We start from the raw sequence: 23,697 nt of genomic DNA, 5'->3' as shown, positions 1-23,697 counted from the left end.
TCAGCGGCATCGATCTTTAAACGTGTTTAATGATTTAAAACGATTAGAACGCGTACTTGGTCGTGAAGTAGACGCGGTTCATGGTGACATCATCCCCACCCACACGCTCAACATTCGCTGTGCTGAGTTCTGCACCGTAGGTCAATTGCTTAACCGGTGAGTGCATAATGTTAACGCGCATACTAGTCGCATCGGTAACACCGCTGGTCACAGAATCATCGTAGTCGGCAGATAACATGCCGTATACAGCGGTTGAGCGCCATTGGCTGCTCCAGTGATGGCGATAAGCAATAAAAGCGGCGGTGGTATCGCTGGCTTCTAAGTCCTCACCTACCAGGGCGACATCCGCAACCGCACCTAAGCCCACGTAACGGCCAACACCTTTACCGTAAGTCGCACTGAATTTTAAGTCATCCTTACCGACCATCAACTTACCGGCGACGTTTACGCCGTAACCCATGGTATTAGCGTCGTCATCTTCCGCTGGGCCGTCATAACTCAATTGACGTAGCAACAATGCAGCGGTCATATCGAGATTGTCGGCTTTGATTTTGTAGCTGGCCGTTAAGTCTGGCAGCATACCATTGTCACCGCTATCGCCAGCCCCTGTGGTTTGCGGATTTTCTAAAGACACGGATAGGTCGCCGGAGGTATAGCGTACTTGTGGCTGACGAATAAAGACGGTGGATTCGCTCGGGCCAATAAAGTCAGCGACTTCTGGCAGAGCACCCACGTTCATAAAGTTAGACCAAGTTTGACCCACCAATAACTTGTCGTACTGAACATAGGCGTGACGTATACGTGGCACGTAAGAGTTGGATACGACTTCATTACCGCCGGCCGTTGTCGAGAAATCTAGCTCTATAAAGCTAGTGATGGTTTTACCATCTTCAACTTGAGTTACTGTTTTAAAATTGAAGCGGGAGTTGCGAACGCTGAAATCAAGCTCAGCCGTATCAGGTTCAGTGCCCGGGACGATTTGCGATGGCGCATAATAGTCGCGTCCATAGCCATCGACGATATCGCCATCAGAATACGTACTCAGCATGGCATCCATTTTAATGAAGCCGCCGAAGCTGAACTCGGTATTGGCAGCGTTGACCGCCATTGGCAGTGCCGCAGTGGCCAGTAAAACCATAGGTAATTTGCGCATGCTTGTTCTCCTAATTTTTGTATTGTGCAGAGCCACTATGGTGCACAAATTCTGTGCAATGAAATTAGCCAAAGGTCGAAGCAAGTGTCCCTACTGCCCAAGTCCTCTCGCTCTGGTTAAATGAAGCACCCGTTCAGATTGTCATTTTCGAATAAAAACGACGGTGAATTGCCCCTAATGACAGTACTTTCCTGACTTTGTAGTATTCTCTGACTAGCAACTCACTGCGTAATCTCTATTTGCGCTGAATAGACCATTGTCTAATTCAGCCTTGGTCCTAGTGCGACCAATATGGAGGTAGAACATTAAACGACGCCTGCTGTCGAGCTGGTTGAGCGTGATACGAATGACGGGAGAACAATAATGAGTGACGACAAGATGTATGAGGTTAAGCCTGAGTTTGCCAATTCAGCTTGGATCGACAATGAAAAGTATCTGCAGATGTACCAACAGTCGGTCATTAATCCTGATGGCTTCTGGCGCGAAGAGGCCAGCAAGCGTATTGATTGGATTAAACCTTTCACTAAAGTGCGCAACGTGTCTTTTGATGATCACAATGTTGATATTCGTTGGTTTGAAGACGGTACGCTCAACGCCTCTGCTAACTGTCTAGATCGCCATCTTGCAACACGCGCAGATCAAACCGCCATTATTTGGGAAGGTGACGACCCAAGTGAGAGTAAAAACATCACCTATCGCGAATTGCATGAGCAAGTATCGCGCTTTGCCAACGCGCTACGCGGGCAGGGTGTACGTAAGGGCGACGTGGTTTGTATCTATATGCCGATGATTCCTGAAGCGGCCGTCGCTATGTTGGCTTGCACACGTATTGGTGCAATCCACTCGGTGGTATTTGGTGGTTTTTCACCAGATGCATTGGCGGGTCGTATTGAAGACAGTCATTCAAAAATTGTGATTACCGCTGACGAAGGCGTACGTGCAGGTAAAAAAGTTGCGCTTAAGGCCAATGTCGATGAAGCACTAACGCATCCAGCGATTAAATCGTTAGAAAAAGTGATTGTGGTAAAGCGCACCGGCAGCCCAGTGGCTTGGCATGCTGCGCGCGATGTCTGGTACGAAGACTTAATGGCATTGGCGTCACCTAATTGCCCGCCAGAAGAAATGAATGCCGAAGACCCGCTCTTTATTTTGTATACATCAGGTTCGACAGGCAAACCAAAGGGTGTATTGCACACCACGGGCGGTTACATGGTGTGGGCATCCATAACCCATCAGTACGTATTTGATTATCACGATGGTGATGTCTACTGGTGTACCGCGGATGTCGGCTGGGTAACTGGCCACACTTACTTGCTGTACGGGCCATTGGCCAATGGCGGTATTACTTTGATGTCGGAAGGCGTACCGAATTATCCGAGCATCAATCGCATTTCGCAGATCATCGATAAGCATCAGGTGAACATTCTGTACACCGCGCCGACCGCTATTCGCTCTTTGATGGCCGAAGGCACCGCTGCAGTCGACAACACTAGCCGCAAGAGCCTGCGTTTGTTAGGTTCCGTTGGTGAACCGATCAACCCAGAAGCATGGGAATGGTACTACCGCACAAGGGGAGATGAGCGTGGCCCTGTGGTGGATACTTGGTGGCAAACCGAAACAGGCGGCATCATGATTACACCACTGCCGGGCGCTACTGATACTAAACCGGGTTCTGCAACTCGGCCATTCTTTGGTGTACAGCCAGCGTTAGTGGATAGTGGCGGTATGATATTAGATGGTACTACCGACGGTAACTTAGTGATTGTTGATAGCTGGCCTGGCCAAGCACGCAGTGTTTATGGCGATCATGAACGTTTTGTTCAGACCTATTTCTCGACCTTCCGTGGTATGTATTTTACCGGTGACGGAGCGCGTCGTGATGCGGATGGTTATTACTGGATTACTGGTCGCGTAGACGATGTGATCAACGTATCTGGTCACCGTATGGGTACCGCTGAAGTTGAGAGTTCGTTAGTGGCGCATCCTAAGGTTGCTGAGGCCGCTGTGGTGGGTTACCCCCACGACATCAAAGGCCAAGGTATTTATGTTTATGTCACATTAAATTCTGGTGAAGAAGCCAGTGATGAATTGGTGAAGGAATTGCGTAATTGGGTACGTGCTGAAATTGGCCCAGTGGCGACACCTGATTTAATTCAGATTACGCCGGGATTACCAAAAACGCGTTCAGGCAAAATCATGCGTCGAATTTTGCGCAAAATAGCGGCCAACGAACATGATGCGCTGGGTGATATTTCAACGCTGGCAGATCCTGCTGTTGTTGAAACTTTGATTGAAGAGCGGCTAAACCGTTAAGGTTTGGTTACTAACGCCGTCGAGCTTGCTCGGCGGCTTTAGTGTTTCTAGACTAAAGTGATAGAAGACAGTAAGACACAACAATAACAAGGCGATGGAACAGCCAAACAGGAGGCAGTGATGCAACTGGCCCAAAAAATTATTATTGCGGATGACCATCCGTTATTTCGCACCGCTATGCAGCAGGCTGTAAAACAGTTGTTGCCCGATGTGCTGATTGAACAGGCAGAATCGCTACCTGAGTTACAGCACTTAATTGAACTGCATAAAGATGCAGACTTGGTGCTGCTGGATTTGCAAATGCCTGGCGCTCATGGCTATTCAGGGCTGGTCTATATGCGCTCTCATTATCCTGAAATCCCTGTCATCGTTGTGTCGGCTTGTGAAGATCCTGCCATCATGTGTCAAGCCATTGACCACGAAGCCGCTGGTTATATTGCTAAGTCTTCGTCACTTGATGAAATTTCTCGGGCAATTGGTTTGGTGTTGCAAGGTGATATTTATTTACCTGAGAAAGCACGCCGTCATCAGCATCACCCGAATCCATTAGCGATGGACTTAGCCGTGCGTTTGGCGACGTTAACTCCGCAGCAATTCCGTGTGTTAACTATGATGGCTGACGGTATGCTGAATAAGCAGATTGCTTATGATTTAGAAGTCAGTGAAGCGACCATTAAAGCTCATGTGACCGCTATTTTCCGTAAGCTTGGTGTACGTACGCGTACGCAAGCAGTTATTGCCGTACAAAGTTTAGATATCGAAAAACCAGAAGGACGTATGGCGGCGTCGGCATCACAAGTCGATGCCTGATTCGCATTGATGAATTATTGCTATCTTTCCCAAGCACGCTTGCTGAGTTAACTCAGTAAGCGTCGCATCAAGGCTCGTAATGCCGCAGGGCGAACGGGTTTGCTTAAAAAATAGAAGCCTAATGCCTTTGCTTGATCTGCTATTTCTGGGCGAGGATCTGCGGTAATTAAAATTCCAGGAATGTCCGGGTTATTCATTCTTTCACGTATGCCCGTCATGACATCTAATCCCGTTAATACGTGGTCGAGTTGATAATCTGCCAACATAATTCTCGGTTCGAATGGGATGTTTTGCGCTTCAGTTTCGTTCTGACATGGATACAAATCGCATTGCCAGCTAGTTAACAAAGCAGTCATACCCGCCAAAACGGCCTCATCATTATCAATACAGAACGTTGGTATGCCACTAAAGTTGCCGGTGTTATTCAGTACGACATCGCTTTTATCAACTTTTTGTTCTTGAGCTGGAGTTAGAGGTAATTCAATGCGGAAACAGGTGCCGCGTCCAACTCGGGATGACACGCTGACTGAATGCTCCATTCTGCGCGACATACGATCAACAATAGCGAGTCCTAGCCCTAGTCCTTTAGTATCTTGGCGTCCTTGATTGAGGCGTTTAAATTCGCCGAATATTTCAATTAATTTGTCTTGTGGTATGCCAAGACCAGTATCCCAAACCTCTAATAAAAGATGCTCTCCACGTACTCTGCAGCCTAATAAGATGCCACCCTTGTTGGTATAGCGCACGGCATTACTTAAAAAGTTCTGAATAATTCTGCGCAGCCAATGCGCGTCACTAATCACCCAATGCTTGCATTCGCGCACATGCAGCTTTAAGCCTTGATCGGCAGCAAGCGCAGTGAACTCATCGCGCAATGGACGTAATACGGCGGCTAAACTTATCGGCTTTAAGTTAGGTTCCATTGCCCCTGAATCGAGTTTTGATATTTCAACCAGTAATGACAGAACGTCCTCGGCAGATTGCAAAGCACCTTCTAAATGTTTTAGCAGGCATTGTTGTTCTGTCGTTAAACTTTGCTGCGACAGCGTCGATGCAAACAGCTTAGCGGCATTTAATGGCTGCATTAAATCGTGGCCTGTCGCCGCTAAGAAACGTGTTTTGCTTTGGTTTGCATCAATTAATTGTGAGGTTAAATCGTCTAATTCTTGCGTTCGTTTCTCAACACGTCTTTCTAAGGTAATGTTGGTTTCACGCAACGCCTGCTCCGCTTTTCGATGAGCAGTGATATCGGTAAAACTGGTAACGAAACCGCCATCAGGCATGGGGTGCCCTTGCATAGAAACAACGATGCCGTGAGGTAGCGAACGTTCAAAATGATGGGCTGATAATGATTTTAAATAGTCCATTCGCCGCTTAACTTGCTCGGTAACCGCGCCTTCACCGCAAAAGCCTCGCATTGCGTTGTAGGCGATGACTTCTTCGATGGGTTTGCCAACTTGAATAAAGCCCTTCGGGTATTCAAATAATTCTAAATAGCGGCGATTCCAAGCGACTAAATTAAGGTTGCGGTCAATAACGCTGACCCCCTGGTGGAGGTTTTCTAACGCAGCCTGCAATTGTTCACGGCTGAGTGTAAATGCCTGACTGGCTTCACTGGCTAAAAAAGCCAAATCGCGAATTTGAATTTGCTCTCCGCCTAGTAGAGTCGAAAAAATAACCCGCGCCGATGATGAGCCAACAACCGAAGCGAGTAATTCTTCAGCATCATGGAGAAGGTCATCGGATGCCATTGCATGGTCATATTGAATACCATGGCGAGCTTGATACAGGGTGAAAAATCCATCGGTTTTTTGATACCCCAAAATTCGTTCAAGTACCACGCGGACGTCATCTACTTTACAATTAAACGAAGATGTATGTTTGCGTTGATTCGAGCTGCGTACGCTGGTGAAATCGCTGGCCAGCATGCGTTCGCGGACCGAAGCATTGGTAACAACTGAGAAGAAAACAAACAGCGTGCAATTAACCAGTAAGCTTAGAATAACGGTAAAACTGAAGTCATCCATGTCGATGCCAAACACATTGTTAGGCACGATAGAGTCGATTCCGCTAGGAGCAAATAACTGTTGGCTTAATACTGGCCACAGCAACATTTGAAACCAAATAAAAGTGCCGCCGAGTAGTCCTGCTATTGCGCCTTGGCGGTTGGCCCCTTGCCATATCAAACCGCCGAATAGAGCAGGCGCAAATTGTGCGATGGCAGCGAACGACAACAAGCCAATCGCTGCGAGTGACTCAAACTCTCCGGCGATTCGATAAAATAAGTACGAAACCCCGATTAGGCCGATGATTACGACGCGGCGCACAGTCAGTACTAATCGTTGTACGCCAGCAGGTTGTTGGTTTTCTTGCTGTTGCCCATGGCGAAAGAAGGCGGGTAGCACCAGCTCGTTTGATACCATGGTGCTGACCGCAATTGTGGCAACAATAATCATGCCGCTAGCAGCACTGCCGCCGCCGATAAACGCTATAATTGCCAGTGCATCTTGGCCCATTGAAACGGGTAGACTGAGCACATAGGTATCCGGTGAAAAGCCTAAGTCTTGCATAAATAAATGCCCCGTTAACGCAATCGGGGCAACAAATAACATCATGATGGCTAAATAAAGCGGGAACAGCCAACGTGCAGTTTGGATGTGATTAGTGTCTTCGTTTTCTACTACCGCGACTTGAAATTGCCGCGGTAAACACACAATGGCAAACCCGGCGAGCACGCTCTGTAAGATAAAGGACACTGACACCATGTTGCTTTGTAGCAAAGGGTGATCGCTGGCCGTTTCTCGAGTTAATTTCAATATCTCCTCTGGGCTTTCGAATACCGAGGTCATAACCCAAATGCCAACCCCAACAAAGGCCAGTAATTTGACCAGAGACTCAAATGCCACGGCTAAAATCATTCCCGGATGTTGCTCACTGGCATCAATATCGCGGGTACCAAATATAATGACGAACAGGGCCATGACGACACTGATATAGAAACCGGTGTCTTGCCAAATAGAGCCTGGAATACCGTAATCCAGCCCCAAAGGCTGGGTGAGTAATTCAAACGTCGTGGAAATCGCTTTTAGCTGCAGCGCGATATAAGGAACGACCCCCATAACGGCGACGAGTGTGACGATGACAGCGAGGGTGTGATCGCGGCCATAGCGCGTGGCGATAAAGTCAGCAATGGAAGTCAGACGTTTTTCTTTAGTGATACGCACTATGCGTTCAAGTAAATTCCAAAAAAGCAGTAAAAAAACAATTGGCCCGACGTAAATCGCTAAAAAGATCCAGCCACTGGACGCCGCTTGTCCGACTGCTCCATAGAAAGTCCATGAAGTGCAATACACCGCCAGTGATAAGCTATAAACCAAGCCACTGCCATGTAAGGGTTTACCTTGATGGGCGCGCCGGTCACCGTACCAAGCAATCAGAAAGAGCACGGCAATATAACAAATGGAGATTGTAATTAGCTGACTAACGGGAATCATGTCGGTCCTTAATGAATATGCATAAGACGGAGTGACGCATCGGCAGCATATTAACTCGTTCTTTTTATTGTCTTTCTTATGCCACAGAGATTACCACGCGCGCTCGCGTTGTGTCCGTACAGGCCTAACTCATATTAGATGAAAGTTGTAAGGCGTGCGTTCCAACGCCGACATTATTGGGTCTGCGACTATGGTCGATCTGTGGTCTAATCAAGCTGTTCGATACACTGAAGACACGGAGGTGATGTAATGCAAACAGTGGACAGTGAATCGAACAGCTTGATTAGCCAACATCCCGACTATGCAGCTTGGGTTGCAGGGCAACGTCTATATCGTCGGCGCATGGCTGTGGTACTGGGTGGCAGCTATGCTGTATTTCTACTCAGTGTCGTGTTTTTATCCTGTATATTACTAACGCCTGTGAGTGTCAGTAATCCCACCCCTTGGTTAGTGCCCTTTGCTGCATTTTTCATATTGTTGCAGTTCTTACTTACCGGTATTTATGTTAAGCATGCCAATACGGTAGGCGACGAAGAGCGTGAACGCATGCGCTCGGAGTGTTTGCGCCTTAATAACGCCAATAATTCTGCCGCGGTGAAGTCATGAAGTGGCTGCTCAGCTTATTGCTTTTATCATCCACCTCCCAAGGTTTTGCTGACAATAGTAGTGTAGCTATTTTGACAGCGCCGGATCCTCGCTACTTCGTTTTTTTCTTAATCCCATTAGGACTCTTATTATTGTGGAGCGGTCGCCGAATCCGCACTGCTGCCGAATTTTATGCCTCTGGACGCGATAACGGCGGTGTTCGCAATGGCCTAGCGATTACCGGCGATTATTTGTCGGCTGCTTCGTTTTTAGGCATTGCCGGCATGATAGCTTTAAGTGGTTATCATGGTTTGTTGTATGCCGTCGGTTTCTTTGCTGGCTGGCCTCTGATTTTAGTCTTATTTGCCGAGCGCTTACGACGGCTTGGGCGTTTCACTCTTACTGATATTTTAGCGGTAAGGTTGCAGCGCTCAGCGGTTGCTCGTGTCGCAATGGCTGCGAGTGTGCCGGTTGTAGTGCTGTATTTAGCGGCGCAGTTGGTAGCCGCCGGACATCTAGCTGCGTATTTATTTTCGTTGCCTTACATTGGTAGCGTAGTCGTGATTGGGATATTGACTGCGCTGTTAGGTATTGCTGGTGGCTTGTTATTTTCTACTCGCGCCCAAGTGGTTAAAGCTGTCGTCATGCTATTAACGACTTTGTTATTGGTAATTATGGGGTTATTGCAAACGGATGTAGATATCACCACATTATTTGCCAGTGATCATCACCAACAGCCTTTACTGTTAGCCTCCTCGGCATTACAAGAGCAAGGGGCTTTATCACAACTGAGTTTAGGGGTCGCTTTGCTTTTTGGTACGGCAGGCCTGCCGCATGTATTAACGCGGTTTTTTTCGGTTGCTGATCCTCGCCGCGCCAGAATGTCGGTATTTTATGCCATCGGATTTATTGGTGGATTCTATTTACTGACATTCGTTGTTGGCTTCGCGGCTTTACGTTTGTTGGATTTACATCCAGAAATGAACATATCGGTGGCGAATAACGGAGGGAATTTAGTCGCATTACAATTGGCATTAGGGGTCGGAGGTCCGATCTTAACCGGCCTTTTAGCGGCGGTGTTATTTGTGGTGCTCATATCGGTGATGACCGCATTACTTCTCTCGGGGGCATCGGCTATTTCTCATGACTGGTATGCGGTAACGGTCAATCCCGGTCGAAGTTACGACAAGCAACGATTAATTCACAGTAGCTCTGTGGTTGGTTTGATATTGCTTGCCGCTTTAGTGGCCATACTGATGCGTGGGCAAAATGTTGCTTATATTGTCGGTTTGGCCTTCGCCATCGCCGCCAGTGTGAGTTTTCCTTTGTTAACCTTAGCCTTGTATTGGCAGGGGTTGACGACAAGAGGCGCTGTAATAGGGGGCGGGTTAAGTTTGTCTGTGGTTTTACTGTGTATTGTTTTTGGCCCAGCGATTTGGGTCGATGGATTTGGTTTTAGTGAGCCAATCTTTGCTTGGTCGAACCCTGCCTTGCTATCGGTCACGATTGGCTTTGTGGTTATCGTGTATTTTTCACTTAGTGACCGTTCTGAATTAGGTGCTCATGAGCGCCAGCAGGAATTTCCACAGCTTGATTAATCGCTTTAACAAAGCACTATTGCTGTCATAAATGATCGCTTAGGGAATAATATGAGTATTCAAATCAATCTAGATCAACCTCCATTTAGCTTTTTAGCCGAAGAGCAACTGCAATGGTTGATCAGCCGTTTGGATTTAGTATTTTTCCCTACAGGTGCTGCAATTTTAGATATTGGTCAGGCTTCTCCCGGTTTATTCATTGTATATAAAGGTGTCGTCGAAGAAACCGATGACGACGGACAAGTATTTTCTCAGTACGGTAAAGAAGACTTGTTTGATGTTCGGGCAATACTTGAATCTGCCTGTAAGCATCGCTATGTCGCGGTGGAAGAAACTCTCTGTTACCTATTAAAAACAGCCGATTTCGTACAGCTGTTAAATACTTCTAGTGATTTTTCAATTTATTTTAAAACGGACTTAGGTACTCAGCAATCGCTGGTTGAACAACAGGATGGCGATGTATCTGAGTTTATTTTATCGCGTATTGATGGCGATACTATGCGCGCTCCAGTCTATGTTACTGGTCAAACCAGTCTTGCTCGTGTAGCCGCAATGATGGATGAACAAAAATACGATGCAGTCTTAGTTAAAACGACTGAGGGTGTCGGAATTGTCACCGGTACGGATTTATTACGTGCAGTGCTGCTCGGCGATTCTGATCGTAACGACAAAGTGGGGGATATCGCTCAATTTGGTTTAATTACCGTGGAACAGGGCGATTTTCTGTTCAACGCCTTAATCAAAATGACGCAGCACCATATTGAACGTGTGGTGGTGATGCACGATGACGTGATAGTCGGCACCCTTGAATTGATGGACATGCTTAGCGCATTTTCGACCCATTCTCATGTGATTGCTATGCGCATAGAGCAAGCAAAGAACGTTCAAGATTTGGTTGTAGCGGCCGGGCGACTCGATGTTTTGATTCGCAGTTTATCGGGGCAAGGGGTGAAGATCATCGCTATCATGTCGTTGATTACAACCTTGAATCGCCGTTTAATCCAGCGGGCTTTTGAATTGGTCGTGCCGGAGCGATTACAATCACGTTTTTGTATTCTGGTATTGGGCAGTGAAGGGCGTGGCGAACAAATTTTAAAAACAGATCAAGACAATGCTGTGATTTTAAAGGACGACCACGACCGTGAAGCGGTGATGCCGATACTGCATAAACTTCATCAAATACTATTGGATTTTGGTTATCCGCCTTGTCCTGGCGGCGTCATGTTTATTAACGACGCATGGATTCATACTGTAGAGGGTTGGCAGCAGCGAGTGGCCCGCTGGCTACAAGCATCAACACCTGAGCCGATGATGAATATGGCTATTTTCATTGATGCCGAGGTGGTATGTGGCAATTCAGATCTCTTTCGCGGGCTTAAATCGCATTGGCAAACCCCTGCACTGCGTTCTAGCGTGACATCGGCATGGTTCGCTCGTCCTGCATTGCAGTTTGAAACACCATTAACCTTGTTAGGGAAAATTCGCGAAGACCATGGCACGATTGATATCAAAAAAGGGGGCATTTTCCCCTTGGTACATGGTGTTAGAGCATTAGCGTTTGAATACGGAATTTCTGACACAGGAACCTTGGATCGCATAGATCGCCTCTTAGCACTAAATGTATTGGATGCTGAAGTTGCCCAAGGACTTAAAGATGCGCTGATTTTATTTTTACGCATTCGCCTGCGTCAACAGCTTGAGCGTGAGGTAGAAAACCCTGGGCTAACGCAGAAGTTACAACTCGAGCCACTACGCAGTGTCGACCGCAGTTTATTGCGTCATGGTTTGCACCGTGTGAAAAAATTCAAACAGCTATTAGTGAGTCATTATCACTTGGAAAACTTCGGATGATTCCGCACTGGCTGGGTCGCCGGATGCCTTGGTACTCGCCACCACCTGAGCGTTGGTCGATCATGGAGGAGCCGTACAAGGGCGACGAGATAGTGGTACTCGATTGCGAGACCAGCATGTTCGATCGTAAGAAAGGCGAGCTTCTGAGTGTTGCGGCAGTGGTGGTAAAGGGTCAGCATATCCAGTTGTCGGATGCCTTAGATCTAATGATTAACTCCAACGCGGTCACCGATCCTAATGCTGTCAAAGTTCATTATCTGCGCCGCGAGGATCGGCTGAATGGTGTGGCAGCAGCTGAAGCCATTGAGAGGTTATTGGATTTCATTGGGAACCGTCCAATTTGCGGTTTTTATATCGAATACGATAGGGCAATACTTAATCGATATATTCGGGAGCTATATCATTTTCAACTACCCAATCGATTTATCGAGGTTTCAGAACTCTATGTTCGCCAGAAACGGCGCTATATCCCTGAGCTAGCGTTAGATCTCACCTTTGAAGGACTCGCGAAAGACTTGAATGTGCCTATTATCGACCGTCATACCGCACTTGGTGACGTTATATCCACGGCATTAATGTGGATAAAGCTGACCAAATTTAAAGTCAAACGTGATCCCTAATCAGCTTGATTTAGTTCCGTTCTCACTTTGCTAAAACCCTGATCTATTACTAGAGTTATGTGACTCGTTGTAACTTTTTAGGAATCGGGTGTGACCTTACTTAAAAGCGCGCAGTACTTAGTCCGCTTCCTGGTTAGCTTGGTTTGTGCAACCGCTACCTGTCTTGTTCTTGCACAGCCTATTACCTTCACCATTGTTGATGAAAGTGGCAAAGCGGTCGAAGGCGCTGTGGTATCTATTCTTGGTTTATCCGATTCCTCGCCGCAACCGAATGCGGAGAACGCCATCATGGACCAAGTGGAGCGTCAGTTTAAACCGCATGTTTTACTGGTACAGCAAGGGCAAAATGTTAGCTTTCCCAACAGCGATAATATTCGCCACCATGTTTACTCGTTTTCAAAACCAAAGCCATTTGAAATCAAACTGTATGCGAATAAACCCGATGAGCCTGTCTTGTTCGACAATGCGGGTGTCGTTGTTCTCGGCTGTAATATTCATGACGATATGCTTGGGTATATCTACGTAGCGGATAGTGCATATGCTCGTATGACCGATAACCAAGGCACTGTGTCTTTTAATCTCTCTGCTAAATTCAAACAAATTTCCCTATGGCATCAACGCTATTCCTTTGATGAGTCCGCTAGAATGGTATTGGGTAGTGACGAATTTCAGACCACTAAAAGTGATGATTCTCATTACACCATAGTTCTGCCACTCGCTGTTTCTGCTCCAGAGCCGGTGGCCCCTGCCGCCAAAGGCTTTGGTAATTCGTTGCGCAGGTAACAGAGTGCCAATATTTTTTAATAGTCTTCGAAGTCAAATACTCGCATTCGCTGCGGGCTTAACCTCGTTAACGCTTAGTGCAATATTATTGGTTGTTTTGGTCAGCACAGGCAATGCCACTAAGCTGAGCGTTAATGAAGATATTGATATGGCCGTGGAAGCTTTTCAGGGCACTATTGATGTGCGTCGAGAGCAATTGCTAGGTGCGGCGCAAATCTTAGTATCTGATTTTGGCTTCAAACAAGCAGTGGCCAGTAATGATGCTGGCACTGTTGGAAGTATGCTCGAAAATCACGGTGCAAGGATTAATTCTGATCTGATGTTTCTTAGTGATCTTGACGGAAACATTCTTGCAAGTAGCAATATCGATATTCTTAAAGGCTCTAAGTTTGCTTACAAAGCGCCCTTTATGGATGCTTTGCAGGGAGAAATGCGAGCAGATTTTTATGTTCTCGGTGAGCATATTTATCAATTGTTATTGATTCCAGTAAAAGCCCCCAGAGTGGTTGCTATTGCCGGTGTCGGCTTTGAAATGAATGAAGATTTAGCCCGAGTGTTAGGCAAAGGCTCGGGTGTTGATGTCACGTTCATAGAAAAAGCCGATACCGAAGCTAATGGTCAACAGTCGTGGGCATATGCGACAACTCTCCCTTCATTGGAAGCCGTCGGAGCTGCCCTAAGAGCACCCGAAACGGTTCAAAGTCTTATCCGTTTACCGTTCGAGACTAGCCAACGATACGCCAGTCGAATGTTGGACATCTCGTCAAATAGCGAGTCGGCGGTACAGGTTGTTTTAACCGAAGACTTAACACGTTTTTACGACGAGTATGAACACCTGCGTAATCGAATATTACAGATCGCTATTGTTATTGTTGTTTTAGCCATTCTCGGCAGCGGCTTAATTGCCAATGGATTAACTGTACCGCTTAAAAACTTAGTGACAGCAGCGCAATCCATTGCTAAAGGGGATTATCAGTTGGTGGCGCCGCCAAAACGTGGCAGTTATGAAATTCAAACATTGATATCGGCTTTTAGAACCATGAACGTCGACCTAGCGGAGCGTGAGAAAAAAATCGTTTATCAGGCGACCCATGACAGTCTAACTGGCCTATTAAATCGTGACAGTATGTTGGCATCAATTGAGCGTTTTGTCGAAATAAATAAACCCTTCGTGCTAATGGGCATTAATCTACGTGGTTTCAAGAGTATTAATGATTCACTAGGTATTGAAGTAGGGGATACTTGTCTAATCAATATTGCTCAACGTATTAAGGCGACAGCTTTAGATGGTGCTGCTGCGCGTTTATCCGCCGATGAATTTTGTTTGATTTTAGCTGCAAGAGCAGATCAAACAGAAAATGACACACGGTTAATGTGCATGCAGATTCTCAATGCATTATCAGCTCCGATGCAAATCAATGGCATAAGCCTAAATATTGATGCTCGTGCTGGCGCTATTGCTTATCCGCAGCAGGCGGATACAGCTGGCTTGTTAGTGAGGCGGGGTAATATTGCCAATGAACATGCGATTACGATTAACGAGCGTCTTTACGTTTATCAAGAAGGGCAGGATAAAGTTCATTTGCGTAAGCTGAAAATACTTCGTTCTTTGAAAGAAGCATTGCAAAAAGATGACGGCCAATTGCAAATGTACTATCAGCCAAAGATGAATCTGCGCACGGGTGAGGTAGAGAAATCAGAGGCACTGATACGCTGGTTCCATCCAGATGATGGTTTTATTCCGCCTGATTTGTTTATTGATTTGGCTGAACAAACTGGATTAATTAGCTTAGTAACGGCGTGGGTGGTTAGTCGAGTACTGGATGATCAGGCACGTCTGAAAAGTACTGGTATCAATATGCAAGTGTCGATCAACTTGTCGGCTCAAGATCTCAGTGATGATGGGCTAAAGTTTTTAATTGAACAGAAGTTACAACAAAATAATCTTGAAGCGCATGATGTTTGCTTAGAAATTACCGAGCGCGACATGATGACGGATGTAGATAAATCACTTGCACTTCTAAATTATTTTCGCGAACGTGGCTTCCAAATATCTATGGATGACTACGGTATCGGTTATTCAGCCTTGTCGAAACTTGCACAAATGCCTCTGAATGAACTAAAAATAGATAAATTTTTTATTTTGAAATTAGCAACGCAAAAAGACGATCAAATTATTGTACGCAATACTATAGCAATGGCACACGAACTTGGCCTTTCGGTAATCGCTGAGGGGGTTGAGGATTTCGCATCCCAAGAATGGTTAAGAGAAGCTGGCTGCGATTATATTCAAGGTTATTATCTAGCACGCCCAATGGCTTTTGATGCTTTGGTTAAGTGGTTAGACGAGTTTAAGACTGCAGAGAAAGCGGAGTAAATTATGAAAAATTCATCATATTTAACCAGTGTTCGCACGATGACTAGTGTTGCTGCAGGGTTAATGATGGCGCTATCTACACATGCAGATGGACGTTTGATTGCAACCTCGGGAGTAACCCAAGTTGAAGGTAGTGCGGGCGGCGGATTGGTGCCGTGGGCGCTAATGACCGGTTACAGTGAAGAGAATCAAACCAGCGTGAGTGCGTTTCATACGCTAACGGATGTTCAAGATTTTCGCATGACTGTTGACGGTATAGGCTTCAGCTATGGTAACCGTTTTGAGCTAACCGCAGCTCAGCAACGTTTTGAACTAAAAGGTACAGCGGTCGATATTAGGCAAGAGATTTACGGTGCTAAGTATAAAATTGCTGGGGATGCTATTTACAGCAGCATGCCACAGCTAGCAGCTGGTATTCAGTACAAGCGCCTCATTGACGGCGAAATTGCAGATGCCATTGGCGCTAAAGACAGTGACACTGGTACCGATTTTTATGTTTCGGCCACAAAAGTGCATTTAGCAGCATTAGGGGGTTATCACCTGCTGTGGAACGCTACATTAAGAGCTACTAAAGCCAATCAAATGGGGCTGCTCGGATATGGTGGTGACGACAATAATAGTTATAAATTGATGCCTGAATTATCGGCTTTGGTATTACTGGACGAAGGCTTAGCGGTTGGTGCTGAATATCGATATAAACCGGATAATTTGTCGGCGTTCAAAGAAGATAGATTTGCCGATGTATTTGTTGCTTACTTCCCTAATAAAAATCTTAATTTGACCATTGCGTGGGCGGATTTAGGCAGCATAGCAGGGTCAGAAGATCAAAGCGGACTGTATGCTTCTATTACTGGTTATTTTAAATAAGGCTGGAGCCTTTCTGTTTAAGGAGTTCATTATGACAATAATCATAAAACAGATGCTTGCTGTTGCAGCCTTGAGTGCGATGGTCTCTTTTGCCCAAGCTGATACCTTGTATGATGATTTAGGTGGTCAGCAGGGAGTTGCTAATATAGTCGACGATTTTATTACGGAAATTTCTTTCGACAAAAATATCTATCCTTTCTTTAAGAATACGGATATCGAGCGGCTGCGGACTAAACTTCAAGAGCAGTTTTGTATGGTGAGTAATGGGCCGTGTGAATACACCGGCGATACCATGGAAGCTGTCCATGCTGGCATGCAGATTGATAAGAGCCAGTTCAACCGCGTAGTTGAACTCTTGCAAAATGCGATGACCAGCCAAGGTGTATCGTATGCGGATCAAAATCGTCTTATTCAGCGTTTAGCACCAATGCGCCCAGCGATTATTCATCGCTAACCCCTAATACTGTTCACCGATTCTACTTATCTTGAGCCGTTGCGTGGTCGCAACGGCTTTTTTGTAGATTATTGGCGGGTAGGTGACGGTGACCGATATTTATTAGATTGTTCCGATAAAAATCCATACTGTTTTACTCAGGTATCTTGCCCTTAGCGGCATATCGTTTCATAGTAGTGCCCATCTGTTTATGTTTCTTTATTAGGAGTTAGTCATGGCTACAGTTACTTTGAAAGGCAATCCATTCGAAACCGTCGGCACATTACCAGCGGTTGGATCAGTTGCTCCTGAGTTTAATCTCAGTGCTGGCGATCTATCAGATTTAACGTCGGCGAGCTTAGCGGGTAAGCGCGTTGTGTTGAATATTTTCCCATCGATTGATACACCAACCTGTGCGACTTCGGTGCGCAAATTTAACGAGCAAGCGGCATCCTTAGATAACGTCGCCGTGGTATGCGTTTCTGCGGATTTGCCGTTCGCATTAGGACGCTTTTGCGGTGCTGAGGGTATTGATAACGTCAAGGTTGGCTCTGCCTTCCGTTCAAGTTTCGGCGACGATTATGGTGTAAATTTCGCTACAGGTCCGTTGACCAAGTTGTTGTCTCGTTCGGTTGTGGTTTTGGATACTGACGGCAAGGTTCTGCATACTGAGCAAGTGGCAGAAACCGCTGATGAGCCGAACTACAGTGCGGCACTTGCCGTGCTTTAAGCGTAAGTGACAATATGGCTTTGAAAACAGCGCTTCGGCGCTGTTTTTTTTGCTATTTCGAAGAAATAGCTTAATTTAGCTAAAGTTTTTCTTGGTTTGGGCTGTTTCACTTATGCGTTTTAAACAATTGATCGTAATTCCTGTGCTAACGGTTCTTACTGCTTGCTCACCGCAAGGAATAGTGAACGGTATCTCTAAAGTTTACTCCGCTGATGTGGTCCGCGATTTACCTTATGGCCAACTTGAACGGCAGAAATACGATTTATATCTGCCTTCAGGGAACGAATCGGATTCACCCACACCCGTTATCGTGTTCTTCTACGGCGGTAGTTGGAATAGTGGCGAGAAGTCGGGTTATGAATTTGTCGCTCGGCGTTTAACCGCACAGGGTTATATTGTTGCGGTACCCAATTATCGGCTTTATCCCGAAGTAACGTATCCGGATTTTTTGGTTGATTGTGCCGCTGCAGTGAAAGTGATCCATGACGAGTTACAAAGTGCTAAATATCGCGCTTTTAACCCTGAACAAAAATTGATTTTAATGGGGCATAGCGCAGGGGCATACAATGCCGCTATGTTGGCTATGGATGATCGTTGGCTGAGTGCTGAAGGTCTTGATCGCATGGATATACTGCGCGGTTGGGTTGGGTTAGCAGGGCCTTATGACTTATATCCGATCGTGCTAGAAGATGTGAAGCCGGTGTTCTTTTACCCAAATTACCCACCCAATTCGAACCCGATCGAGTTTGTTGAATCGTCTGATTTACCAGCGTTAATTTTAGCCCCAGAGAACGACGAACTGATCAGTACCGAGCGGCATAGTTATTCATTTGCCAAAGCCCTAGATCGATTAAATAAACCACATACATTGGTTACGGTTAAAGGAACGGGGCATACCAGTTTGATAGGAGCTTTTTCACCTGTGTTGTTTTTTAAAGGCAGTGCTATAGAACCGATTAATCGTTTTATTAAAACAACTCAGCCACATTAGGGCGTTTTATAAACGTAAGTGGCAATAAAAAACCCAGCCGAGGCTGGGTTTTTTATTACTCATCACACTGAATTAGTGATCTTGAGCAGATCCTGCACCTTTAGGTACACGGATATCTTCCACTATCTGACGAATATCATCAGGCACTGGTGCTGTCATGCTAGAGACTACAAATGCAGTCACGACGTTGAGTAATGCACCTAGAGCACCAAAGGCTTCTGGTGATATACCCAAGAACCAGTTGTCTGGCGTATTGGCAAACATCTCGGTACCCGCAACGAAGAACCAGCCTTTGTATGCAAAGATGTAAACCAAGGTGCTTACTAAGCCGACCAACATACCTGCTACCGCACCATGGTTGTTAATGCGAGTACTAAAGATACCCATCATTAACGCAGGGAAGATGGAGGACGCCGCCAAACCGAATGCAAGTGCCACAACCTGAGCTGCGAAGCCCGGAGGATTCAAGCCTAGGTAACCGGCCACTAAAATCGCACCAGCCATCGCAATACGTGCAGACATGAGCTCATTTTTCTCACTGATATCGGGCATAAAGGTACGCTTCAATAAGTCGTGAGAAATCGCAGTCGACATCGCCAGCAATAAACCAGCTGCTGTTGATAGTGCAGCGGCTAAGCCACCTGCCGCCACCAGTGCGATTACCCAATTTGGTAGGTTCGCAATCTCTGGGTTGGCCAGTACCATAATGTCACGGTCAACTTTCACCATTTCGTTACCTTTCCAGCCATAAGATTCAGCTTTAGCGGCAAACTCTGGGTTCTTGTCGTCGTAATATTGGATTCGACCATCGCCATTTTTATCTTCAAACGCTAGCAAGCCAGTATTTTCCCAGTTTTTAAACCAGTCAGGACGTGCTGCGTATTCCAAGTTACCGTCGACACTGCCGACTTCACCCATCTGAATGGTATTGGTCAAGTTCAAGCGAGCCATTGAACCTACTGCAGGTGCAGTGGTGTATAGAATCGCGATGAAGAACAACGCCCAGCCCGCTGAAGAACGCGCGTCTGATACTTTTGGTACGGTGAAGAAGCGGATAATAACGTGCGGTAAGCCAGCAGTACCCATCATGAGTGACAGTGTGTACATCATCATGTTGAGCGTGCCGCCTTTTTGTGCGGTATATTCAGCAAAGCCTAAGTCGACCAAGGTTTGATCCAGCTTCACTAGTAGAGGCGTGCCGTCGGCGGTATCGCTGAGGAAGCCTAACTGTGGAATTGGGTTGTTGGTCAGATTAAGAGAGATAAAGATGGCGGGTACGGTGTAAGCAAAGATGAGTACACAGTATTGAGCGATCTGAGTGTAGGTTACGCCTTTCATACCGCCGAGTACGGCGTAGAAGAATACGATCCCCATACCTGCGTATAGGCCAGTGGCGTAATCAACATCGAGGAAGCGGGAGAAGGCCACGCCAATCCCTTTCATCTGACCAATTACGTAGGTCAGTGATGCAACGATTAAACAGATAACGGCCACGATACGTGCGGTACGTGAGTAGTAACGATCACCGATGAAATCAGGCACGGTGAATTTACCGAACTTACGTAAGTAAGGAGCCAAGCACAGTGCCAGTAGCACATAGCCACCCGTCCAGCCCATCAGGAATATTGAAGCATCATAGCCTTGGAAAGCGATTAAACCTGCCATAGAAATAAATGATGCAGCAGACATCCAGTCGGCGGCGGTTGCCATACCGTTGGCGACTGGATGTACACCGCGACCGGCGGCATAGTATTCACCGGTTGTTCCGGCACGAGCCCAAATGGCGATACCAAAGTAGAGGGCGAAAGTTAGGCCCACTACGATATAGGTTAATGTTTGCAGATCCATAGTCAGCTCCTCTCTTATTCGTCGTCGTCAACGCCAAACTCACGATCGAGTTCGCGCATTTTTTTTGCGTAAATCACTACAATAGCGAGAAACACATAAATGGAACCTTGTTGGGCAAACCAAAAACCAAGCCCCACACCGCCGACGGGAATCATGTCCATCAATGGACGCAAAACTATGCCAAATCCGTAAGAAACTAATGCCCAGATAGCCAGTAAAGTGAACATTAAATTCAAATTTCTGCGCCAGTAAGCTTTTTTATCGTCGTCAGACCTGAAAGCCATAACCCCATCCTCTTTTTATTTAATACCTATCCAAACTAGCAGTAGGTTGGGGGCTGGCGACAGCTAGACCTTGGTAGTACCACGCTGATTTCAGGCGGTTTTTTGCGAAAATGAGGGAGAAATGCACGTACTTTGCGGGATTGAGTGGGAGTGAGCACTCTCGTAGCGTTAGTCACGAGAGTGCTGGGTCGAGCCTTATTAATCTGTAAGGTTGGCCTACAGAGTCAATAGATATTGCACGAGATCTTGTACTTCAGTGGTACTACTTGCACACCAAGGATGGGGCGCATCCGGCATACCGATAGCATCGTCACTACCTAATTCACTTGGGCCGTAGGCAGCGCGCATGCCTTGATAATCCCAGTAGTAGTTGTCTTTATCCCACGGCACTTCTACGAAGTATTTGTGGCGCTTGATAAAGCGGTTACGCTGCTTACCAATTGGCTTGAGCCAGCTTTCCTTCGACTTAGGCACCCGGAATACATCGCCTTTACGGTTGAGATCTGGATAGGTCACTTGATGATCTGGGCCACCAAGTTCAGGACGCACGGGTTCATGCAAGGTGTAATACTGGTTGTAGAGCGTTGATCCTGTGGTGCAACGTTCAGGGTTAACTAAGTCTTCTAGGTTGCGGACATGGCCGCCCACGGTGTTCGGTCCAGTAGAGATCACGCAGATAGGCAACGCGGATCGACTGAGTCTCTTTCTGATAGATAGTCGGTGCAAAGAAACGACCCACTTGATCTAGCGGTATCATTTGCTCGGTTGTGTGGCTTTCCAACGCGTCGGTATGGCAGCTGCCACAATTGCGTGCGTAGGTCTCTTGTCCACGAGCGACATCTTCATTACCCGGCGCCCAGATCGGACCTTCTTCTTTGTCGTAAATCGCATCAAACGTCTTAGTGCTGGTTTGTAATACCGACCACTTCATTGACCATTGTGGATTCGGTAACCCAGGAATGACCTTATTAACATGGTTGCCCGGTGCTTTGTCATAGCTGACGCGGTAGCCATGACAAGACGCGCAGTTTTAAAGCCGATCCATTCGCCATTACCGGCATAAGGATTGGTGGCTTCGGCATAGCGATAGCCAACATAACCGGAGCTCTTGGTATTGCCCTCTTTTTTACCTTCGCTACCGGCTAAAAAACCGGGGATCGGAGTTGGCATCGGGTATTCGTTGAAATACACATCGTCGATGGCTTCGTCGGGGACTTCACCACGAACTTCTGGCACAGCACCAAAAAGCAATTTAGGGTCAGCGATACCGCCAGAAATAGGGTCGGTAGCTTTACCTTGCATAATGGCCGTCCAGTCGAGATTACGCAGATTATGCGCCAGACCGACGTTGTAATCCCAAGACCAGAAGGCTTCGCTACCGGCTTGTGCAAGTGCATCAAAGCCAGCGTTGTCGACAGTGACGCCGATTGGTGTCGTGGACTTAACCGCACTAACATCAGATACCACATCGCAATTGTGGACAAAGTTATCGTCGATAACGCGCGACGTTTGCGCATCAATCACTAAGTGCGCTTCACCGTCTTGAGTTAATGATTGATTAAATCCGGTACGTTTTTGAATTTGTACGATTAAATCGCCGCTCAATGTGTGATCGGGCACGCGGAAGCGAATTTCGGTATCTGTCCAGCCTAATACGTTTTTTGGCCACTCATCGACGACTTCGGTGGTTTCAAAGTTTACCTGAGCGCTCAGAGCCAACTCTTGTTTATACATAATAAGATCGGTTTCGAGAATACGGGTATTACCAATCATGATTTTGGAAAAATCAAGCTCAGTGCCTGCCCCAAAGCCGGTACCAACCAGTGTGATCTCGTCCCCTGGCACCAGTTGCGGCGCTGTCGACTGGCCACTGCTCCAGCGCTCGTTACCATTGACTAGCAAGCGTTGAATTTGTGGGGTTGGGAAATTGGCAGCGGAAGTCGCGCGTTCATCTTCGCGTGCTTGATCAAATTCGCATACCTCGTCTTGCTCGGGAAAGTCCCCCGGCAAGTCTAAAACACAACCACTGAGTAACAGTGGCAATGCCAGAATACTGGTTGAATGCTTCATGAGTTATCGTCCGTTATCATTATTTTAATTATGGGTTTTCATTGGCCAGTGTTCGATTTGGCTGGCAGACTACACTCCATAGACATTTATTTCGTTATGCTTGGCAACTGGAGTCAATCGCCTGACTACAGAAGTCATGGCCTAAATGATCCTAATTAAGTTAAGACTTCTTACGCCATTTTTTGCGGTGTACATAACTCAACGAGAAAGGATGATTTCATGGGTGAGATCGCAGCGGTTACCTTAGCGACACTATTTGCGACGGTGAGCCCCATCGATATTTCAGCTATTTTCGCCGCCTTAACTGCCGAAGAGACAGCGAAAGAGCGTCGCCGTATTGCTCGTCGGGCGGTTACGATTGCCACCGTCGTCTTGCTTACCTTTGCTTTAGTTGGCGATAGTTTGTTGACGGCTTTGGGAATTTCAATGGCGGCCTTGCGCACTGGTGGCGGTATTATTTTGCTCTTAATCGGCATTGATATGGTGTTTGCGCGTAGTTCAGGAGCAAATAGGACGACCGAAACTGAAGATGCAGAAGCACTCGAGCGGCGAGATGTATCGGTATTTCCAATGGCACTGCCGTTAATTGCCGGCCCTGGCAGCATGGGCGCTATTATCTTGATGATGGCTCACGCCAAGGGCGATGTGTCGGAGCAAATCGTCGTGGTGAGCTGCATACTCGTGATTATGTTAATTACGCTTGGATGCTTATTAGCGGCAACGCAATTACACCGAATATTGGGCCTAACCGGTGTTCAGGTCATTACGCGAGTGATGGGCGTATTGCTGTGCGCTTTGGCTGTGCAGTTTATGTTTGATGGTATCGCCGAGAGTGGTTTATTAAACCACTAACGGCGTGCCTGATGTGGTGGGCTTCGAGCTGATAAATC

General features: G+C 46.7%; 20 protein-coding genes. 13 read left to right on the top strand and 7 right to left on the bottom strand.

Annotation, left to right across the window (positions count from 1 at the left end):
- Nucleotides 1–43: 43 nt before the first annotated feature.
- A complete protein-coding gene (locus UXZ23_RS13045) occupies nt 44–1,153 on the bottom strand; it encodes a DcaP family trimeric outer membrane transporter (RefSeq protein ID WP_320820995.1) in 1,110 nt (369 codons plus the stop codon).
- A gap of 363 nt (nt 1,154–1,516) precedes the next feature.
- Here UXZ23_RS13045 and acs point away from each other — a divergent pair, with 363 nt between their 5' ends.
- Together acs and UXZ23_RS13035 are read left to right on the top strand one after the other, a co-directional pair.
- Entirely contained in the window at nt 1,517–3,466 is a 1,950-nt protein-coding gene (acs, locus tag UXZ23_RS13040; RefSeq protein ID WP_320820994.1) for an acetate--CoA ligase, read from the top strand.
- Nucleotides 3,467–3,586: 120 nt separating this feature from the next.
- Complete coding sequence (locus UXZ23_RS13035; RefSeq protein WP_320820993.1) at nt 3,587–4,276, top strand: response regulator transcription factor; 690 nt, start codon at nt 3,587–3,589, stop codon at nt 4,274–4,276.
- A gap of 47 nt (nt 4,277–4,323) precedes the next feature.
- Here the strand turns inward: UXZ23_RS13035 and UXZ23_RS13030 are convergent, their stop codons facing one another.
- Nucleotides 4,324–7,770: a PAS domain-containing hybrid sensor histidine kinase/response regulator gene (locus UXZ23_RS13030; RefSeq protein ID WP_320820992.1), complete on the bottom strand. Its 3,447-nt coding sequence runs from the start codon at nt 7,768–7,770 to the stop codon at nt 4,324–4,326.
- 249 nt (nt 7,771–8,019) lie between these two features.
- Between UXZ23_RS13030 and UXZ23_RS13025 the strand changes: the two genes are divergently transcribed.
- The 10 genes from UXZ23_RS13025 (at nt 8,020) to UXZ23_RS12980 (ending at nt 18,605) form a co-directional block, all read left to right on the top strand.
- Nucleotides 8,020–8,376, top strand: a complete 357-nt coding sequence (locus tag UXZ23_RS13025; protein WP_320820991.1) for a DUF485 domain-containing protein — start codon at nt 8,020–8,022, stop codon at nt 8,374–8,376.
- The gene (locus UXZ23_RS13020; protein ID WP_320820990.1) at nt 8,373–9,953 is read left to right on the top strand and encodes a sodium:solute symporter family transporter; all 1,581 of its coding nucleotides are present in this window, start codon (nt 8,373–8,375) and stop codon (nt 9,951–9,953) included. Before UXZ23_RS13025 ends, UXZ23_RS13020 begins: the two co-directional genes overlap by 4 nt.
- Nucleotides 9,954–10,004: 51 nt before the next feature.
- Nucleotides 10,005–11,804: a DUF294 nucleotidyltransferase-like domain-containing protein gene (locus UXZ23_RS13015; protein WP_320820989.1), complete on the top strand. Its 1,800-nt coding sequence runs from the start codon at nt 10,005–10,007 to the stop codon at nt 11,802–11,804.
- Complete coding sequence (locus tag UXZ23_RS13010; RefSeq protein WP_320820988.1) at nt 11,801–12,424, top strand: 3'-5' exonuclease; 624 nt, start codon at nt 11,801–11,803, stop codon at nt 12,422–12,424. The genes UXZ23_RS13015 and UXZ23_RS13010 overlap by 4 nt, the downstream gene beginning before the upstream one ends.
- A gap of 90 nt (nt 12,425–12,514) precedes the next feature.
- Nucleotides 12,515–13,207 (top strand): methylamine utilization protein, encoded by a 693-nt coding sequence (locus tag UXZ23_RS13005; protein WP_320820987.1) that lies wholly within the window; start codon nt 12,515–12,517, stop codon nt 13,205–13,207.
- Nucleotides 13,208–13,211: 4 nt separating this feature from the next.
- On the top strand, nt 13,212–15,584 hold the full coding sequence (locus tag UXZ23_RS13000; protein WP_320820986.1) for a putative bifunctional diguanylate cyclase/phosphodiesterase: 2,373 nt from the start codon (nt 13,212–13,214) through the stop codon (nt 15,582–15,584).
- 3 nt (nt 15,585–15,587) lie between these two features.
- The gene (locus UXZ23_RS12995; RefSeq protein WP_320820985.1) at nt 15,588–16,451 is read left to right on the top strand and encodes a DUF3034 family protein; all 864 of its coding nucleotides are present in this window, start codon (nt 15,588–15,590) and stop codon (nt 16,449–16,451) included.
- Nucleotides 16,452–16,482: 31 nt separating this feature from the next.
- Complete coding sequence (locus UXZ23_RS12990) at nt 16,483–16,905, top strand: group I truncated hemoglobin (protein ID WP_276666401.1); 423 nt, start codon at nt 16,483–16,485, stop codon at nt 16,903–16,905.
- 214 nt (nt 16,906–17,119) lie between these two features.
- Nucleotides 17,120–17,614, top strand: coding sequence for a thiol peroxidase (gene tpx, locus UXZ23_RS12985; RefSeq protein WP_320820984.1), 495 nt, complete (start codon nt 17,120–17,122; stop codon nt 17,612–17,614).
- 112 nt (nt 17,615–17,726) lie between these two features.
- Entirely contained in the window at nt 17,727–18,605 is an 879-nt protein-coding gene (locus tag UXZ23_RS12980; RefSeq protein WP_320820983.1) for an alpha/beta hydrolase, read from the top strand.
- Between the two features lie 72 nt (nt 18,606–18,677).
- Here the strand turns inward: UXZ23_RS12980 and UXZ23_RS12975 are convergent, their stop codons facing one another.
- From UXZ23_RS12975 to UXZ23_RS12955, 5 genes are all read right to left on the bottom strand, one after another.
- Entirely contained in the window at nt 18,678–20,453 is a 1,776-nt protein-coding gene (locus UXZ23_RS12975; RefSeq protein ID WP_015486276.1) for a sodium:solute symporter family protein, read from the bottom strand.
- Nucleotides 20,454–20,467: 14 nt separating this feature from the next.
- Complete coding sequence (locus UXZ23_RS12970; protein ID WP_320820982.1) at nt 20,468–20,737, bottom strand: DUF4212 domain-containing protein; 270 nt, start codon at nt 20,735–20,737, stop codon at nt 20,468–20,470.
- 216 nt (nt 20,738–20,953) lie between these two features.
- A complete protein-coding gene (locus UXZ23_RS12965; protein ID WP_320820981.1) occupies nt 20,954–21,385 on the bottom strand; it encodes a hypothetical protein in 432 nt (143 codons plus the stop codon).
- Entirely contained in the window at nt 21,348–21,668 is a 321-nt protein-coding gene (locus tag UXZ23_RS12960) for a cytochrome c (protein ID WP_320820980.1), read from the bottom strand. The genes UXZ23_RS12965 and UXZ23_RS12960 overlap by 38 nt, the downstream gene beginning before the upstream one ends.
- On the bottom strand, nt 21,665–22,807 hold the full coding sequence (locus UXZ23_RS12955) for a hypothetical protein (protein ID WP_320820979.1): 1,143 nt from the start codon (nt 22,805–22,807) through the stop codon (nt 21,665–21,667). Before UXZ23_RS12955 ends, UXZ23_RS12960 begins: the two co-directional genes overlap by 4 nt.
- Nucleotides 22,808–23,026: 219 nt before the next feature.
- Between UXZ23_RS12955 and UXZ23_RS12950 the strand changes: the two genes are divergently transcribed.
- Complete coding sequence (locus UXZ23_RS12950) at nt 23,027–23,659, top strand: MarC family protein (RefSeq protein ID WP_320820978.1); 633 nt, start codon at nt 23,027–23,029, stop codon at nt 23,657–23,659.
- The last annotated feature ends 38 nt before the right edge of the window (nt 23,660–23,697 follow it).

The sequence above is a fragment of the Thalassolituus sp. genome, assembly GCF_034111725.1.
In the GTDB taxonomy this organism is placed as follows: Bacteria; Pseudomonadota; Gammaproteobacteria; order Pseudomonadales; family Oceanobacteraceae; genus Thalassolituus.
This window is presented reverse-complemented; position numbering and strand designations above follow the sequence as displayed.